We start from the raw sequence: 16257 nt of genomic DNA on the forward strand, positions 1-16257 counted from the left end.
AACCTCAGTGCCCGGCGGGCCAGGCAATCGGGGCCGGATGGGCCAGGCCGCCCCGGCACTTGAGTACCCGCAACTGCACGGGGCGACCCTGCACGCTGATCCTCAGGGCCGCCGGAGAGGGGTTGTGCGCGGCGTCCAGGGGCCGGTAGGCGAAAGCCAGGGTCTGGCCACTTTCCGCCGCCACCTGCAGGCGCCGCAGGGCGCGGTCGTCGACCTGCCGCGGCCAGCACAGCACCGCGCCGCAACTGCCGGAACGCAGGCACTGCTCGGCGGCCCACAAGGCATCGCGCTCCCCGGCCTGGATGATCGACAGCTGGCGCACATCCACCCCGGCGTTCTGCCAGGCCTGGGGATAGGGCACGAAGGGTGGCGCCACCAGCACCACCCGCTCCCCCGCCGCGGTCAGCCGCGCCAGGCTCGGCCACAGCAACTGCAGCTCCCCCAGGCCCTGGGCGGCGATGAGGATTTCCGTCAGCGCCGCCTCCGGCCAGCCACCGGTGGGCAGCACCGCATCCAGGGCGGCATGCCCCGTCGGCTGCAGGCTGACCGGCGCAGCCGCCGGGCGGCCTTTCCACACCCGTCCGCCATTGAACAGGGTATCCAGTGCGACCACGGCGCCCATCAGCCTGGCCTCACCAGGCCGCAGAACACACCTTCGATAAACAGTTCGTGGTCGTCGGTAACCTCGATCGGCTGATAGGCCGGGTTGCGCGGCAGCAGGCGAATGCCCTGCCCCTTGCGCTCGAAACGCTTGATGGTCACTTCGCCGTCCAGGCGGGCGATCACCGTCTGGCCGTTGCGCACCTCGCTGCTGCGGCGCACCGCCACCAGATCGCCGTCGAGGATGCCGTCATCGATCATCGAATCGCCCTGGACCCGCAGCAGGTAATCCGGAGTGCGGGAGAACATCCCCGGGTCCAGCCACAACTGGCCGTGTATGTCGGCATCGACGCCAATCGGCGCACCGGCGGCCACCCGCCCCAGCACCGGGATCTCCAGCAGCTCCGGGCGGCGCGGCTGATTGAGCAGGCGAATGCCCCGGGCCTGATGCGGGTTGACCTCAATGAACCCGGCCTCGGTCAGCGCCAGCACATGCTTGCGCGCCACGCTGCGCGAGGCGAAACCGAACGCCTCGCTGATTTCAGCGAGGCTTGGGGACTGGCCATGATCGGCGATGCGTTCGCGGATAAAGGTCAGGATGGCACTGCGGCGGGGGGATAAAGTCGTCATGGAGTACATTTGTACTCCTCTCGGATTTATCTGACAAGAACCGCCAATCAGTCCAGGCCATGGTGGGCCAGAAAGCCGCCGACATAGTCGATGAACGCCTGCACCTTGGCAGTCGCCCGCCGGTGACTGGGGTAGACCGCGAGGATGTGCGGCCCGAAGCTGTCGGGGTCGATCGCGTAATCGGCCATCACCCGCACCAGGCGCCCATCAGCCAGGTACGGCGCGGCACTCCACAGCGGCGTGTGTAGCAGGCCGCGCCCGGCCAGGGCATTGGCCAGCAGCAGGTCGTAATTGTCACTGCGCAGGCGTGGCGCCTGGGACTGGGGCAGGCTCAGGCGGTGGCCGTCGCGCTCGACCCACCAGAATTCCCGGCTGAGCAAGGGGTGGCGATACAGCAGCCATTCATGCTCCTCCAGGGTCTGAGGATTCACCGGCCGGCCCTTGCGCGCCAGGTAGGCCGGGCTGGCGCACAGGGCCAGGCGGTTGCTCCCGACCACCCGGGCAATCAGCCCCGGCAGGTCGTCATGGCCTTCGCGCAGGGCCAGGTCGTAGCCGCTTTCCAGCAGGTTGACGAACTCGTCGCACAGGTCCACTTGCAGATTGATCTGCGGGTACTGTTCAAGAAACCCGCCACACACCTGATCGAGAAACGCCTGACCGTAGGCCAGCGGCGCGGTGACCTTGAGGTTGCCGCGCAGACCGTGCTGCAACTGTTCCACCTCCTCGCCCACCTCCTCCATTCGCTGCAGCACCTGGCGCGCGGTCTCCAGGTAGAGCCGGCCGATTTCGGTGAGCACGATGCGCCGGGTACTGCGCTCGAACAAGCGCGAACCCAGCTCCGCCTCCAGGTGGTTGACCGCCTTGGTCAGGGCCGACGGGGTCTTGCCCAACTGCTCCGCCGCCCGACTGAAACTGCCCAGCTGAGCGGTGACTACGAACATCTTCAAGGCATTCCACTTGTCCATGGTTTTTCCATTCAGGCAAAAATGTTTTTCGTGAATCGGCCGTTCTGCCCGCTACGGGCAGCCCCTAATCTGGCGATCAGACGTAATAACAAGGAAATGTTCAATGAAAAAATTGCCCCCTACGCTGCTGCTGGTCGCCATGAGTTTTGCCTCATTGGAAGCCATGGCTGCCGCCGATCTGGTGCTGCTCAACGGCCAGATCTTCACCGCCGACCGCGCCCAGCCCAAGGTCCAGGCCCTGGCGGTGGAAAACGGCAAGGTTCTGCAAACCGGCAGCGATGCGCAGATCAAGGCACTGATCGACAGCCACACCCGGGTCGTCGATCTGGGGGGCAAGACCCTGATGCCGGGCCTGATCGACACCCACTCCCACGCGATCTTCGGTGGCCTGGAAATGACCAGCGCCAACCTGCAGGACGAGGTGGTCAGCCTCGACGAACTGGAAAAACGCCTGCGCGCCTGGCGTGACGACGGCAGCGCCCGGCATGCCGACGTGCTCAGTATCGCCGGCATGAGCTCGGCCTACTGGGCCCAGGCCCAGGCCCTGGGCCAGCGTTTCAACCAGGGTGAATGGGCCAGCGTGCCGGTGGTATTCACCGGCAGCGATCACCATACCGCCTGGGCCAATGACTTCATGCTCCAGCGCGCCGGAATCGACGCGGCCCTGCTCAACAGCCTGCCCGAGGCCGAGCGCAGCACCATTGGCCAACTGCCCGACGGCCGCCCCAACGGTTTCCTGGTGGACGCCGGCTGGGACCGGGTGGCCGCGAAAATGCCGGTGCCGGCCCCCGAACAGATGCTGCGCGCCGCGCAATCGGCCCTGCACTACAACAACAGCCTGGGGATTACCGCCTGGATGGACCCCGCCGCCAACGCCGCTCCCGGCGAAGCGGTGTTCGCCCTCAAGCCCACCGAGCACACCGTCGGCGTGCTGCCGGCCTACAAGGCCCTGGCCGAGCGCGACGGGCTGACCGCCCACGTCGCCGCATTGCTGGTGGTCAACCCCCGCAGCCGCCCCACCGACCTCGACACCCTGGACAAGGTGCGCCAGCAGTTCCAGGGCATTCCCAACCTGACCCTGCCGGGCATCAAGATCTTCGCCGACGGAGTGATCGAATACCCGGCCCAGAGCGCGGCGATGCTCGAGCCCTACAACAACTCCCACAAACACGGCGAACTGCTGATCGACCCGGCGCATTTTGGCGAACTGGTCAGCGCCATCGACCAGCGCGGCTGGCTGGTGCACATCCACGCCATCGGCGACCGCGCGGTGCGTGAGTCGCTGAACGGCATCGAGCAGGCGCGCAAGGATCGCCAGAGCGGCATCAGCCACTCCATCACCCACCTGCAGATGGTCAACCCCAAGGAGTTCGCCCGCTTCAAGCCGCTCAACGTGATTGCCTCGATGCAACTGCTCTGGGCCTCGGCCGACGACTACACCCTGGACATGATCAAGCCCTACGTCAGTGCCCTGGCGTTCCGCTACCAGTACCCGGCGCACTCGCTGCTCAAGCAGGGCGCGACCATCGCCGGCGCCAGCGACTGGCCGGTGTCGTCCCCCAACCCATGGAACGCCATGGCCCAGGCCATCACCCGCCAGGGGCCACTGGGGGTGCTCAACGCCGACGAACGCCTGGACCGCGAAACCCTGTTCTATGCCTACACCCTGAATGCCGCGCGCACCCTGGGCCTGGAGCAGCAGATCGGCTCGCTGACCGCCGGCAAGCAGGCCGACTTCATCGTCCTCGACCGCGACGTGTTTGCCGTGGACGAAAAGGCCCTGCATGAAACCCAGGTGCTGCAGACCTGGTTCGCCGGTCGCGAGGTCTACAGCCGGCCGCTCTGACCCCCTCCCACCGTTGCACCGCCTGCCCCGCGCCCTGTTGACGCCGGGGCACGGCGCCGCCTTGCCCGCTCCCCCCATAACAATCACAACAACGGGAAAACCATGAAGACCCTCAGCCTGCTCACCCTGGGCGCCGTGTGCCTGCTGCCGCAGGCCGGCCACGCCCTGCCCCTGACCGACGACCTGGCCGTGGAACTGGAGCTGACCCTGGCCAGCGACTACCGCACCCGCGGCATCTCCCAGACCCAGAACGACCCCGCGGCCCAGGCGGCCGCGACCCTGCTGCACAGCAGCGGCCTATACCTGGGCACCTGGAGCTCCAATGTCGATTTCGGCGGCGGCCTGAAGACCCGCCAGGAACTCGACTACTACGGCGGCTGGCTGTGGCAGGCCAGCGAGGACCTGAGCCTGGACCTGGGCTACCTGAAGTACAGCTACCCCCGGGAAGCCGGGTTAAACCAGAGCGAGGTGTACGGCATTCTCAGCGTCTACGGAGTCAAGCTGGCGGCCTATTACTCCGACGATGCCCCCGGCATCGACAGCCAGCAGAGCACCCTGTACCGCTACCTCGGCTACGAGACTCGACTGCCGCTGGACCTGGGGCTGCACCTGCGCTACGGCCAGATGGACTTCAAGGACCCGCGGCTGATCCGCGCCTCGGGCCAGGGCGAGGACAGCTACCACGAATGGGAGGCCAAACTGACCCGGGACCTTGCCGGGCTGGAACTGGGCCTGAGCTACATCGACACCGATCTGTCTCGCAGCCAGTGCACCAGCAACTACGGCTTCAGCGACCTGTGCGGGGCGACCTGGGTGGCCAGCGTCAAGAAGACCTTCTGAATGCCCATCCCGAAGGCCGCCGTCGCTGGCAAGCCAGGGCCTGCAAAAGCCTGAGCAAACACCCCGGCAAGGCACCTGAGACCGGTCGGTTAAGCGCTAGAACGAACGAAACATAACCTGTGGCGCGCAAGCTTGCTCCCGTGGGAGCGGCCGACGCTCGGGGGCGTAGCCGTCGCATTTTTGGGGCCGCTGCGCGGCCCAGCGGGAGCAAGCTCCCTCGCCACAGGTACAGTGCTTGCCCTGAACTGACGGGCATCAGGCAAGGCGCCCCGCAAGTCCCGCAGGAGCCGGCTTGCCGGCGAAGCGGCCCGAAAGACCGCCGCCATTGGCTCAGCCGCGCTGCAGGATCCGATCCATCACCCAGTCGGTCTTCAACGCCTCGCAGGCCTGGGCCGGGTGCACTGCGTCGCCGCGGATATGGGCGTTCATGCCCTGCACGTGATGCCACTGGATGTGCTCGGGGTGCTCGATGACCAGGCTCAGGGGCTCTTCGGCGTCGAGTTGCAGCGGATGCTCGTCGAACACGGAAAAGGTGATGCGCCCCTGGCTGCCGATGATCTCCACCCGGTCCACCCGGCGGTCGGCGACGAAGTTCCAGGCGCCGCTGCCCAGTGCCCCGCAGGCGAAGCGCCAGCTGGCGCTGACCGCGTCCTCGGCGGCATACAGCCCGGCCTGGCGGCGGCTGATGCCGGCCACCTCGACGATGTCGCCCACAAGGTACTGGAACAGGTCCAGGCCATGACTGGCCAGGTCGGCGAAGTAACCGCCACCGGCAATCTGTGGGTCGGTCCGCCAGTTGGCCGCGCCGCTGCGGTCAGCCTCGGAGGCGGCCTTGCTCAGGCTCCAGTGCAGGTGCCGGACCTCACCGATGCGGCCATCCGCCAGCCATTGCCGCACCTGGGCAAAGCGCGGCAGGGAACGCCGGTAATAGGCCACGAACAGGTGCAACCCGGCCTGCTGGAACGCCTGCTGCATGGCCCGGCTCTGCCCGGCATGCATGGCCATGGGTTTTTCCACGCAGCAATGCTTGCCGGCGGCAGCCACTTGCAGGCTGTAGGCGTAATGGCTGTCGGGGGGCGTGGCGATGTACACCGCGTCCACCTCGGGGTCATCGATCAGGGCCTGGGCATCGGTGTAGTAACGGGCAATGCCGTGGCGCCGGGCATAGTCGCGCACCGCCTCGGGGCGGCGGCCCATCACCGCCACCAGCGCCGAACCCGGGACCTTGTAGAAGGCCGGGCCGCTCTTGCGCTCGGTGACGCTGCCGCATCCGATCATGCCCCAGCGCACGATGCGCAGCGGCCCGGCCTCGGTGCTCATTTCGCCGCTTGCAACGCGCGCAGGTCGAGCTGGCCGTTGTGCAGCGGCGGGCACCAGTAGTAGCCACCGGTGATCGGCCGGCTCATGCGGTACAGGCCATCGACGATGCCGTCTTCCAGGCCGCTCATGCGCCGCAGCTGGACTTCGAAGGCGTTCAGAGTGTGACCGAAGGCGAGGAACATCAGGCCGCCCTTGTCACCTTCGATCCAGGGCATCGAACGACGCACCATGAAGGCCTCAGGGGTGAAGCTTTCCTGGGCGGTGCGCTTGACGTGGGCCGACTCCGGCGCGTCGTCCAGCTCTTCGTTATCGCTCAGGCGCCGGCCGATGATGTGGTCGCGCTCTTGCTGGTGCATCGCGGCAAAGCCCTTGAAGTCGTGCTGCCACTGCTGGATCGCGGCAAAGCTGCCACCGCGCAGGCCGTCTTCACCCTCGGCCAGCGCCGCAGCCACGGCGGCCTCTTCATGAGGGTTCTCGGTGCCATCTTCATAACCGGTCAGGTCGTGACCGCTCTTGTGGCGGAAGGCTTCCTGCATGCCGACCAGACGAAAGGCCGGGGCCAGCGCGGCCTCCAGCTCGTTGCTGCGGTGCATCAGTTCGCCGCGCTCCTCACCGTGCAGCCAGACCCACAGCGCGTGCTGGGTCGAAGGGTTGTCGACACCGACGCCGGTCAGCGCCGGGAACGCCTTGAGCCCTTGCACCCGAGCGCCCAGGGCCTTGACCAGCGATGCGCCAAAGCCGGCCACCGCCGTTGCGCCGTCCACCCGCGCCAGCAACTGGTCGAGGGCCTGGGGCAGCGCCTCAAGGGACTCAAGGGCAAAGAACAAATGACGGGCCTGGGACGGAACGGGTGCAGCGAGGATGCCGGGCTGGTAGTAACTCATGGGAACTCCTGAATAAAGGCGGGGAGTTTACCGCTGTGCGGCGCAGGCGTCAGTGCCGTTGCGCAACGGATTGGCAACCGGCGGCAACAGCACAGCTCCGGCCTGCGCCAAGGGGCCGCCCGGCCCGCCCGGCAGCCGCTGGCGGGCGAAGCCGGGGCGCCCCTAGTGGATCCGATAGTGAAAGGTGTTGCGCACCGCCGGCACCGTCACCGCCCGACCGTCAATCAGCCGAGGCTGGTAGCGGAAGGTCGCCACCGCCGCCAGGGATGGGCGCATGAACAGCGGGTGGCAGCCGTCGATGACCTTGGGGTTCTCCACCCGGCCCTGGGGGTTGACGCTGTATTCCACGGTGCAGTCGCCTTCCAGGTTCTTGTCCAGGGCTCGCTGCGGGTAGTCCGGGGCCTCCTTGCTCAGGGGCTGGTACTGGCGGCTGTCGGCGGCGGCCTGGGCCGCCTGCTGGCGCGCGCGCTCGGCGGCCAGCCGCGACTGTTCGGCGCGCTGGGCCTGGGCTTGTTCCTGGGCCAGGCGTTGCTCGGCGTCGCGCTGGCGCTGTTCGGCGTCCAGGCGCTCGCGCTGCTGGCGTTGCTGCTCCTGCGCCTGCTCACGTTTCTTGTCGTCCACACGCTTGCGCGCCAGGGCCGCCTGTTCCAGCTTCTGCGCCTGCATCTGGGGGTCCACCTGGGGTCGACTCGGCGGCGGCGGAGCCGCTGGCGCGGGCGGTGGTGGCGGTGCCACCTCGGCCACCGCCGGCAGGGGTTCGGCGGGGGCGGCGGGAGGCGCCAGCATCACCAGTTGGGTGGTCAGCACCGCCGGGGCCTCGACCTGGGGTTTGTCCACCGACCAGCCCAGCACCAGCGCCGCCAGCACCCCGGCGTGCAGGGCCAGGGCCAGGGTCGCCGCCAGGCTGTTGCGCCAGAAGCCGGAGGCTTCGGGCCCCATGGGCAGCACTGTGGGGCTGTGGATGATCATCGCCGTCATTGCGGGGCCTCGGTCACCAGCCCCAGGTTGTGCACCCCGCCCTGCTGCAACGCGGCCATGGCCGCCACCACGCTGGCGTAGGCGGCGTCCTGGTCGGCACGGATGTACACCTGGGTGTCGCCGCGCTGGGCAATCACCTGGGCCACCTTGGCGCGCATCTGCTCCAGGTCCACGGCGCTGTCGGTCTGGTGCCGGGTGTCGAGTTCGCTGCCCAGGTTCCAGTAGTAGCCGCCCTCGGCCTTCACCGACAGGGTGAGGATCTGCTGGCGGCTGTCGGTGGCCAGGGCCTGGCTGGCGACCTTGGGCAATTGGATCTTCACCCCCTGGGTGAGCATCGGCGCGGTGACCATGAAGATCACCAGCAGCACCAGCATCACGTCGATGTAGGGCACCACGTTCATTTCCGCCTTGGGTCCGTGCTTGCGTTGCGGCCTGACTAACATCGGCTTGCTCCTTCTCTCAGGCGGCCACGGCCAGGTGGCTCGGGGTGCCCTGCAAGGTGCGGTGCAGGCGCACCTGCAGTTCGTTGCCAAAGGCGTAGTAGCGGGTCAGCAGGGTCTGGCTGCGGGCCGAGAAGCGGTTGTAGGCGATCACCGCGGGAATCGCCGCGAACAGGCCGATGGCGGTGGCGATCAGCGCCTCGGCGATGCCCGGGGCCACGGTGGACAGGGTCGCCTGCTGCACCTGGGACAGGCCGAGGAAGGAGTTCATGATCCCCCACACGGTGCCAAACAGGCCGATATAGGGGCTGACCGAGCCCACGGTGGCAAGAAACTGCAGGCCCTTTTCCAGGCGGGTTTCCTGCTCGCTGATGGCCACGTACAAGGCCCGCTCCACGCCCTCCAGCACGCCTTCAGCGGCGCCGCCGGCCGCGCCGTGCAGGTGGCCGAATTCCTCATAGCCGGCGACAAAGATCGGCTCCACGCCGCCTTCGCCGTCGGCCTTGCGGGCCACTTCGCGGTACAGCGGCAAGAGTTCGGGGGCGTCGCGAAAGCGCTGGATGAACGCGTTGCAACGGCGCTCACGGCCGCGCAGCACGGCGCCGCGCTGGATGATCAGGTACCAGCTGAGCAGGGATGCCAGGAGCAGGGTCAGCATCACCGCCTTGACCAACAGGCTGGCATCGCTGATCAGCCCCCAGATGCTCATGTGTTCGAGTGTGGCTTGCATGGTGAAACTCCTTCGCGGGTGCCCGCCGGGGCCTGAGCCGTGCCGGCGGGGCTATTCGATGACATGCCGATGACCGGGTGATGACAGCCGCTCAGGGCAGCTTCAGGGCCCGGGTGACGTCGGCCCAGGGCACGAACTTGAAGTTCTGGGTCTGCTCGGGCATGCGCTTGCGCCCGTCCTGGACCACCAGCAGGCCCTGGCTCCAGGGCCCGCCGAGGTTGGCCGAGGTGACTTCCAGGCCGTCGGTTTCCGAAGCGCCGTCGATCCCCGCCGCAGCGTTGAGGCCGACCCGGAAGGCACCGTGGGAAGCGAACGGCGGCTCGGCGTCCAGCACCAGGTAGCTGTCGTTGCCCTGGCTGGAAATCACCAGGTAGTCGCGGGCGTTGCTCTGGTACAGGGCCAGGCCCTCGACATCGGCCTGCAACAGGCCGCCGACCTTGATCACGCTGTGCAGGGTCGCCGGTTGTTCGGGGCGGGCGTCCAGGGCCCAGACCCCGACGTCCTCTTCCCCCAGGAACAGCCGCTGGCGCTGGTCGTCGGCGACGCAGCCCTCGGGCTGGCTGGCCACCTTGAACTGGCGCACCAGCTCACCCTGGGCACTGCCGGATGGCGCACTCAGGCGGTACTGGACGAAGGTGCCGTCCTTGTCGTTGGCAATCGCATAGATCTCGCCGCTGGCGGGCTGGAACAGGCACAGGCCGTAGATCGCCTTGAGCGGCGTGGGGATCTCCCCGGCCTCGCGCAGCTCGCCGCTGGCACGGTCGATGGCGAACAGGCTGAGGCTGTTGCGGTCGCGGTTGCTGGCCACGGCCAGGTCCACGGTCTGCTGGCCCAGCTTGAAGTTGGGGCGCACGTCGACGTTGTTCAGGCGCCCCACCGCCAGTTCCTGCAACAGCTTGCCCTGCAGGTCGTAGGCCAGCAGGCCCTGCTTCTTGTTGGTGCCCAGCACCCGGCTCAGGGACGGCTGCTGCGGGTGGACCCAGATCGCCGGGTCATCGGCGGCATCGCCCTGGCGCCCCACCGGTTCGCTCTGCACCGCCGCCTGCACGTTGGGCAATACCGGCGGCAGGGCCGGCGCATGGGCCTGCCAGTCCAGCTGGCCCTGGTACAGGCGGCCATCCTCGTCATCGCGCAGCAACACTTGCAGGCCCTTGGCGCTGGCGCGCAGGGCGATGTTTTCCGGTTCCTTGAGGCCACTCAGGGGCAAGGTGGCCTGGGCCGACCAGCCCTGCTCCTGCTGCTGATAGAGATGCAGTTGCGCGGCTTTCGGGTCCAGGCCCAACACCCCGCCCGGCACCAGGGCCATGGCTCCGGCGCTTTTCCTGATCTCGCCAAAGGGCGCGCGCAGGGCCACCGGCTGGCGCGCGGTGTCCGCTTCGGCGTGGGCCGGGTAGGCCCACCAGCCGACGTTCTGTTCATTGACCAGCAGTTGCTGGGCGGCGTCGTCCACCTGGCAGAACTTGGCCTCCGGCGGCAGCGGCAGGCCACGCACCCGTCGCGGCTCGGCGCTCAGTTGCGCGCCGTGGCCCACCAGCCACTGCTCGCCCTTGCCCTCCTCGCCCACCAGGAACAGGAACAGGTTGCTGGCCTCGTCGCGGTACAGGCACAGGCCGTTGACCGGGAAGTCGCGGGGCGGCAGGTACAGCGGCTGGCCCCAATGCCGGGCCTTCGGGTCGAGGCTCAGCAGCAGTGCCTGCTGGCGTTCATTGTCCAGGCTGGCCACCAGCAGTTGCTGGCCGGCGGCGCGGCTGTCCAGGCCGTTGAACGAGCCCTTGAAGCGGGCCAGCTGGCGGCCCTGTTCATCCAGCAGCAACAGGCCTTCGCGCTCGCTGGCCAGCAGCCGGTCGGCGCCTGTGCCGGCGGGCACGAAGCCCAGCCCGGTGACGCCCGGGGTCTGCTCGGCCCAGGGTTTGAGGGTCAGGCCCGGCACGCTGGGGGCGGCCTGGGCAGCACTGCTGGCCAGGCCAATGCACAGCGCCAGCAGGGTGGTTTTCGCGATCGATACAGTGCTCATCACAATCCTTGGAGGTGCAGTCGGGCAGCGGCCCGGTACTTAGAAATGGGTGAAGGTCAGGCCGAGCTTGTAGGTCGGGCCGTATTCCTCGTACTGGGCGTTGTAGGAGCGGTTGCCGGTGTAGACGAAGTACGGCTGGTCGGTGAGGTTCTGCGCCTCGAAGCTCAGTTGCAGGTTCTTGCTCAGGGAATACTTGGCGCTGAAATCGACGAAGGTCTGGGCGTCCACGTGCAGGTCGTGGGCCTTGTCGCCGATCGAGGCCAGCTCATAGAGGTAGGCCGACTTGTAGTTGGCCGACAGGCGCAGACTGAGCTTGTCGTCTTCCCAGCCGAGCATCAGGTTGCCCACGGTGTCCGACTGATTGGGCAGGTCGATGTCGCGCTTGCGGTTGACCCCGGCCTTCTGGTCGAAGCCTTCGATGCTCGCGCTGGAGCGGCTGAAGGTGCTGTTGGCGCCCAGCAGCAGGCCGTTCCACGGCGCCGGCAGCCAGTCGAACTTCTGCGAGTAGGCCAGCTCCAGGCCATACAGCTTGGCGCTGTCGCCGTTGGCGAAGGTGTGCGCCTCGGAGAACCCGCTCCAGGCGCCGGTGCCGGCCAGGTCGGTGTTGTAGACGAAGTTCTGGATGTCCTTGTAGAACACGAAGGCCGAGACGCTGCCGGCGCGGCCCATGTAGTGCTCGATGCCCAGGTCCAGGTTGCTCGACTCCAGGGGCTTGAGGTCGGGGTTGCCGAAGGTCGCCTCGTCGCCGTCGATGACAAAGCCCGGGGCCAGCTGGCCGAAGGTCGGGCGCACCACGCTCTTGGTCCAGGCCGCGCGCAGTTGGGTGTTCTTGTCCAGCTGGTAGCGCGCGTGCAGCCCCGGCAGCCAGTGCTGGTAGCGGCGCTTGGTGTCGGTGGCGGTGAAGGCGCCGTCGGTGACCCCGGTGCCCTTGGCCTCGAACTCGGTGCCCTCGTAGCGCAGGCCGGCAATGAAGCGCCAGTCGTCGATGTCCAGGGTGTTCATGAAGTAGCCGGCGTTGATGTCTTCGCGGATCTTGAAGTCGTTGACCCGGGATTCTTCCTCGTCGTAGAAGGCCGCCGGATTCAGGCCGCCGATCAGTTGCTTGATGGCGCTGCCGCTGATGCCCGGGCCGAAGCGGCCCAGGGAATAGTCCACGCGGCCCTTCTGGAACTGCCCGAGGTTGAGCTGCTGGTCGGTGAAGCCCAGGGTGTCGAAGTCCTTGTAGACCCAGGCTTCCAGGTCGTTGTCCTTGTTGCGCCGACTGACTTTGCCACCGAACTTGAACTGCGCGGCGTAGCCACTGAGGTCATAGTCCCGGGCCAGGTCCAGGCGCAGGTTCTTCTCGGTGTCGGTGGTGTTCTGCTTTTCCCAGTCGACCTTGTCCAGGGTGAAGTTGGCCGCGTCAAAGAAGCCTGAGCCGATCACCGGGCGCGGCTTGCCATTGTCGTAGAAGCCGCTGTCGGAAAAGTCGCTGTTGCCCTTGAAGGTGGCCCCGGCGATATGCGCCGGGCTGTCTTCGCTGGAGCGGCTGTAGCCGGTCTGGCCGCTGAGGGTCCACAGGCCCAGCTGGCGCTCGCCGCCGAACACGTAGGACTGGATCTCCTGGGTTTCTTCGCGCTGCTTGAGCTTGCGCTTGGCCTCGGCGTCGCCGCGCTCCCCGGCCGCCAGCGGGTCGGCGAACTCGATGCTGGTGGAGTTGCGCGTCTCGCTGTCCTTGTAGCGGCTGTAGAGGGTACGCAGGTAGTAGCTGCTGCTGTCGTCGGGCTTGTAGTCGAAGTTCAGGCCGCCGCCGGCCCGCTCGCGGCTGATGGCGTAGTCGCGCTGCTCGAACTCCTGCAGCCTGGCGCCGCGCTCGAAGTCCCAGGCGCCGCCGGTCTCGACGTTGTCGGAGCCGAAATCGCGCTTCTGCCAGCTCAGGGCCGCGGCCACGCCGAAGTTGTCGATGCCGTCGCCGAGGCTGAAGCGGTTGCTCGCCGCGCCGGAGAATTTCGGGCTGGTCTGGCGGGTGTTCTGGTCGTAGCTGGCCTCGCTGCTGCCGCTGTAGAACAGGCCCTTGTGGTCGAAGGCCGAGAGGCTTTTCACGTCCACGGTGCCGCCCAGGGAGTTGGCGTCCATGTCCGGGGTCAGGGTCTTGATCACCGACAGCGACTGCACCAGCTCCGAGGGCAGCACATCCAGGGCCACGGCGCGGCGCGCGCTTTCCGGGGACGGCACCAGGGTGCCGTTGATGGTCACGCTGTTGAGGTCCGGGCCCAGGCCGCGGACGCTGACAAAGCGCCCTTCGCCCTGGTCGCGCTCGATGCTGATGCCCGGCAGGCGCTGCGCCGCTTCGGCGGCGTTCTGGTCCGGCAACTGGGCCACGCCGTCGGCGTGTACCACGCTCTGGATGCTGTCCGAACGCCGTTGTTCCTTGAGCGCCTGATCGATGCTGGCCGCCTGGCCCACCACTTGGACGTGCTCGGTGGCGGCCGTTTCGGCGGCGCTCAAGCGTTCACTGGCGATGGCCATGGCCAGCGCGGTCAAGGTAAAGCTGACCAGCCCGGGACTGCTGCGCTTGTACATGAGGTTCCTCCCCAAGAGTCCGCCAACGCCGGGCAAGGGGCCCGGCAACTGGGAGGGCACGCTAGGGTTGGCGAATGACGGTTCTGTGACAGGCCTGGTCGGCAGGTCGCCAAAACAGTCGTTTTCCCGGGTTTCGCCCCGGCAAATGAGCTGAATTGACCCCTGCGGGAGCGGGCTTGCCCGCAAAAGCCATCACCCGTCGGGCGCAAGTCTTGCGGGCCCCTTCGCCGGCAAGCCGGCTCCTACACATCCGTGGCGCCCCCGCCGCCCCGTAGGAGTGGGCTTGCCCGCGAAGAGGCCCTCGAGGCGGCCCCGTCCAGCAAAAAAAAACGCCTGAACCCTGAGCTGATTCGACCCCTCGACGGTTTTTTCCGCTGTCACCCCACCGTCACAAACATCTGCTGTGCTGGCGCCCTCTCACTCCTGGCAAAAAGGATCGCGGCCATGTTCTGCGTGCTCAAACCCCACCGCTGGAAACTCGCCGTGCTGTTGCTGGCGGCCAATGCCGGGCTGTTGCTGCACCTGGCTTGCGGCAGCCTGAAATCGGTCAGCGAGTGGCAATGGCTGGACATCATCGGCGAAGGCGGCTCGGCGCTGCTGGCCCTGGTCTGGCTCGCACTGGTGCTCAAGAGCCGCCCCGCCGGCCGGGTCACCAACTACCTGGCCCTGGGCCTGAGCTGCATTTTCTTTTCCTGGTGGATCGACAGCCTCGACGAGTTCATCCGCCTGCCCGCCAGCATCACTTGGGACCACTGGCTGGAGTCCGGGCCGATGCCCATCGGCATGATCCTGCTGACCATCGGCATCTACCACTGGCACCGCGAACAGCTGGCCATCAGCGCGCAGATGGAAAAGAAGGAACGGCTGTTTCGCGAGCACCGGCAGTTCGACAAGCTCACGCCCCTGGCCGGCGCCGACTACCTCAAGCGCGAGCTGGCCGCCAGCCTGGAGGACAGTCGCCGCCAGCAGCAGCCGTTGTCGTTGCTGGCCCTGGACCTGGACCATTTCGCCGCGATCAACCAGCACTACGGCCACGCCGAAGGTGACGCGGTGCTGCAGGCCCTGAGCCATGTGCTGCTGCTCAACCTGCGGCGCCAGGACCTGCTGTGCCGGCTGGCCGGCGACCGCTTCGTGGTGCTCTTGCCCAACACCGGCGAGAGCCAGGCCCGGCTGCTGGCCCTGGAGCTGCAACAGGCGGTGCAGGGCCTGGCGCACAAGACCCGGCAACACGGCGAGCGCCTGTACCTGGCGGCCAGCACCGCGGTGGTGATGGCCCTGGAGGAAACCCCGGAGGTCCTGCTCAAACGCCTCAACCTAGCCCTGGCCCGGGCCAAGCAGCCCCTGGCAAAAACCGCCTGAGGCGCCGTCATGACCGTGAAGACCTGCTGGTACGAAAGCGATACCCGGTTCATCCCCGGGCACTATCAACCGGCGACACTGATCGACCTGGCGCTGTCCCGGGACATCGACAGCCACCGCCTGCTGCGCGGCACCGGGCTATTCCACGAGGACATCCTGGCCGGACAGACCCGCCTCAGCCCGCAGCAGTTCCTGGCGCTGATCGGCAACAGCCGGCGCCTGCTGGACGCCGACGACAGCAGTTTCCTGTTCGGCCAGCGCCTGCTGCCCGGGCATTACGGCGCCGCCAGCCACGCCCTGCGCCATGCACAGAACCTGCAGCAGGCCCTGGACGCCCTGGTGCAGCAGCAGGCCCTGCTCAGCCCCCTGCTCAGCCCGCGCCTGGTGCTGGATGAACAGCATGCCTACTGCTACTGGCTGGACAGCTGCGGCGCCGGCGAGCACGGGCGCTTCCTGCTGGAGGCCAGCATGACCGCCCTGGTGGCCATGAGTCAGTGGCTCAGCGGCCAGCGCCTGCCCTGGGAATGCAGCTTCAGCCACGGCGAGCCGCGCTATGTCGAGCAGTACTGGGTGCACCTGGGGGAACAGACCCAGTTCCGGCGGCCCCTGGACCTGATGCGCATCCCCCGGCAATACCTGACCCGGCCCTGGCCCGGGGCCTCGGCCACCGCCGGCCAGGTGGCGCGCCTGGAAGCCGACGAACACCTGCGCCAACTGGGTTTTTCCGGGAGTTTTCTCGATGCCCTGGACCGCTACCTGCAAGCCAACGTGCGGCATGCGCCGAGCCTGGAACAGACCGCCCAGGCCTTCGCCATGAGCCCGGCGACCCTCAAGCGCAAGTTGAGCAAGCACCACAGCGGCTACCAGCAGCAGGTGGACCGGGTGCGCAAGCAGGTGGCGCTGTACCTGTACCAGATCAGGGGCTGGAGCAACGAGGCGGTGGCCGAGTACCTGAACTTCAATGACCCGGCCAATTTCCGCCGCTCCTTCAAGCGCTGGACCGGCAGCACCCCGAGCCTGATCCGGCAGTTGCTGGGCAGCAGCTGAAACGTTTAATCTCGAACCGTGACCGCCTGCGCGCCGCCCGCA

14 protein-coding genes are annotated in these 16257 nt (G+C 67.5%); 4 read left to right on the top strand and 10 right to left on the bottom strand.

All coding sequences use genetic code 11. The features are described 5' to 3' along the window. Positions 1-4: 4 nt before the first annotated feature. From imuA to PST29_RS18695, 3 genes are read right to left on the bottom strand one after another with little or no spacing between them, the layout of a single operon-like run. On the bottom strand, positions 5-622 hold the full coding sequence (imuA, locus tag PST29_RS18685; RefSeq protein WP_060844025.1) for a translesion DNA synthesis-associated protein ImuA: 618 nt from the start codon (positions 620-622) through the stop codon (positions 5-7). Further along, complete coding sequence (lexA, locus tag PST29_RS18690) at positions 622-1239, bottom strand: transcriptional repressor LexA (protein ID WP_060844026.1); 618 nt, start codon at positions 1237-1239, stop codon at positions 622-624. The genes imuA and lexA overlap by 1 nt, the downstream gene beginning before the upstream one ends. Positions 1240-1277: 38 nt before the next feature. Beyond that, positions 1278-2195, bottom strand: coding sequence for a LysR family transcriptional regulator (locus PST29_RS18695; RefSeq protein ID WP_060840006.1), 918 nt, complete (start codon positions 2193-2195; stop codon positions 1278-1280). Between the two features lie 103 nt (positions 2196-2298). Between PST29_RS18695 and PST29_RS18700 the strand changes: the two genes are divergently transcribed. Together PST29_RS18700 and PST29_RS18705 are read left to right on the top strand one after the other, a co-directional pair. Continuing rightward, on the top strand, positions 2299-4041 hold the full coding sequence (locus PST29_RS18700) for an amidohydrolase (RefSeq protein ID WP_060844027.1): 1743 nt from the start codon (positions 2299-2301) through the stop codon (positions 4039-4041). A gap of 102 nt (positions 4042-4143) precedes the next feature. Then, on the top strand, positions 4144-4881 hold the full coding sequence (locus tag PST29_RS18705; protein ID WP_060840008.1) for a TorF family putative porin: 738 nt from the start codon (positions 4144-4146) through the stop codon (positions 4879-4881). A 330-nt stretch (positions 4882-5211) separates the two neighbouring features. Here PST29_RS18705 and PST29_RS18710 read toward each other — a convergent pair whose 3' ends face one another. From PST29_RS18710 to PST29_RS18740, 7 genes are all read right to left on the bottom strand, one after another. Then, complete coding sequence (locus tag PST29_RS18710; protein ID WP_060845153.1) at positions 5212-6180, bottom strand: Gfo/Idh/MocA family protein; 969 nt, start codon at positions 6178-6180, stop codon at positions 5212-5214. 17 nt (positions 6181-6197) lie between these two features. Beyond that, a complete protein-coding gene (locus tag PST29_RS18715) occupies positions 6198-7085 on the bottom strand; it encodes a Dyp-type peroxidase (protein ID WP_060844028.1) in 888 nt (295 codons plus the stop codon). A 162-nt stretch (positions 7086-7247) separates the two neighbouring features. Further along, complete coding sequence (locus PST29_RS18720) at positions 7248-8063, bottom strand: energy transducer TonB (protein WP_060840011.1); 816 nt, start codon at positions 8061-8063, stop codon at positions 7248-7250. After that, positions 8060-8506 carry a protein TolR gene (tolR, locus tag PST29_RS18725; RefSeq protein ID WP_060840012.1) on the bottom strand — a complete coding sequence of 149 codons (447 nt, stop codon included), beginning with the start codon at positions 8504-8506 and terminating at the stop codon, positions 8060-8062. The genes PST29_RS18720 and tolR overlap by 4 nt, the downstream gene beginning before the upstream one ends. Positions 8507-8522: 16 nt before the next feature. Beyond that, positions 8523-9233 carry a protein TolQ gene (gene tolQ / locus PST29_RS18730; protein WP_060840013.1) on the bottom strand — a complete coding sequence of 237 codons (711 nt, stop codon included), beginning with the start codon at positions 9231-9233 and terminating at the stop codon, positions 8523-8525. A gap of 91 nt (positions 9234-9324) precedes the next feature. After that, entirely contained in the window at positions 9325-11247 is a 1923-nt protein-coding gene (locus PST29_RS18735; protein WP_060840014.1) for a phytase, read from the bottom strand. A 39-nt stretch (positions 11248-11286) separates the two neighbouring features. After that, the gene (locus PST29_RS18740) at positions 11287-13809 is read right to left on the bottom strand and encodes a TonB-dependent receptor (RefSeq protein WP_060844029.1); all 2523 of its coding nucleotides are present in this window, start codon (positions 13807-13809) and stop codon (positions 11287-11289) included. Between the two features lie 444 nt (positions 13810-14253). Here PST29_RS18740 and PST29_RS18745 point away from each other — a divergent pair, with 444 nt between their 5' ends. Beyond that, a complete protein-coding gene (locus PST29_RS18745; RefSeq protein WP_060840016.1) occupies positions 14254-15168 on the top strand; it encodes a GGDEF domain-containing protein in 915 nt (304 codons plus the stop codon). 9 nt (positions 15169-15177) lie between these two features. Beyond that, positions 15178-16215 (top strand): AraC family transcriptional regulator, encoded by a 1038-nt coding sequence (locus PST29_RS18750; protein WP_060840017.1) that lies wholly within the window; start codon positions 15178-15180, stop codon positions 16213-16215. Positions 16216-16257: the final 42 nt, after the last annotated feature.

Source organism: Pseudomonas sp. St29 (assembly GCF_001547915.1).
Classification (GTDB): Bacteria; Pseudomonadota; Gammaproteobacteria; order Pseudomonadales; family Pseudomonadaceae; genus Aquipseudomonas.

What these genes read in the sequence shown, in the direction of transcription:
- PST29_RS18720 (WP_060840011.1), bottom strand. Translation starts at nt 8,063, where the DNA reads ATGACGGCGATGATCATCCACAGCCCCACAGTGCTGCCCATGGGGCCC.
- PST29_RS18700 (WP_060844027.1), top strand. Translation starts at nt 2,299, where the DNA reads ATGAAAAAATTGCCCCCTACGCTGCTGCTGGTCGCCATGAGTTTTGCC.
- PST29_RS18750 (WP_060840017.1), top strand. Translation starts at nt 15,178, where the DNA reads ATGACCGTGAAGACCTGCTGGTACGAAAGCGATACCCGGTTCATCCCC.
- lexA (WP_060844026.1), bottom strand. Translation starts at nt 1,239, where the DNA reads ATGTACTCCATGACGACTTTATCCCCCCGCCGCAGTGCCATCCTGACC.
- PST29_RS18745 (WP_060840016.1), top strand. Translation starts at nt 14,254, where the DNA reads ATGTTCTGCGTGCTCAAACCCCACCGCTGGAAACTCGCCGTGCTGTTG.
- tolR (WP_060840012.1), bottom strand. Translation starts at nt 8,506, where the DNA reads ATGTTAGTCAGGCCGCAACGCAAGCACGGACCCAAGGCGGAAATGAAC.
- tolQ (WP_060840013.1), bottom strand. Translation starts at nt 9,233, where the DNA reads ATGCAAGCCACACTCGAACACATGAGCATCTGGGGGCTGATCAGCGAT.
- PST29_RS18695 (WP_060840006.1), bottom strand. Translation starts at nt 2,195, where the DNA reads ATGGACAAGTGGAATGCCTTGAAGATGTTCGTAGTCACCGCTCAGCTG.
- PST29_RS18715 (WP_060844028.1), bottom strand. Translation starts at nt 7,085, where the DNA reads ATGAGTTACTACCAGCCCGGCATCCTCGCTGCACCCGTTCCGTCCCAG.
- PST29_RS18705 (WP_060840008.1), top strand. Translation starts at nt 4,144, where the DNA reads ATGAAGACCCTCAGCCTGCTCACCCTGGGCGCCGTGTGCCTGCTGCCG.
- PST29_RS18740 (WP_060844029.1), bottom strand. Translation starts at nt 13,809, where the DNA reads ATGTACAAGCGCAGCAGTCCCGGGCTGGTCAGCTTTACCTTGACCGCG.
- imuA (WP_060844025.1), bottom strand. Translation starts at nt 622, where the DNA reads ATGGGCGCCGTGGTCGCACTGGATACCCTGTTCAATGGCGGACGGGTG.
- PST29_RS18735 (WP_060840014.1), bottom strand. Translation starts at nt 11,247, where the DNA reads ATGAGCACTGTATCGATCGCGAAAACCACCCTGCTGGCGCTGTGCATT.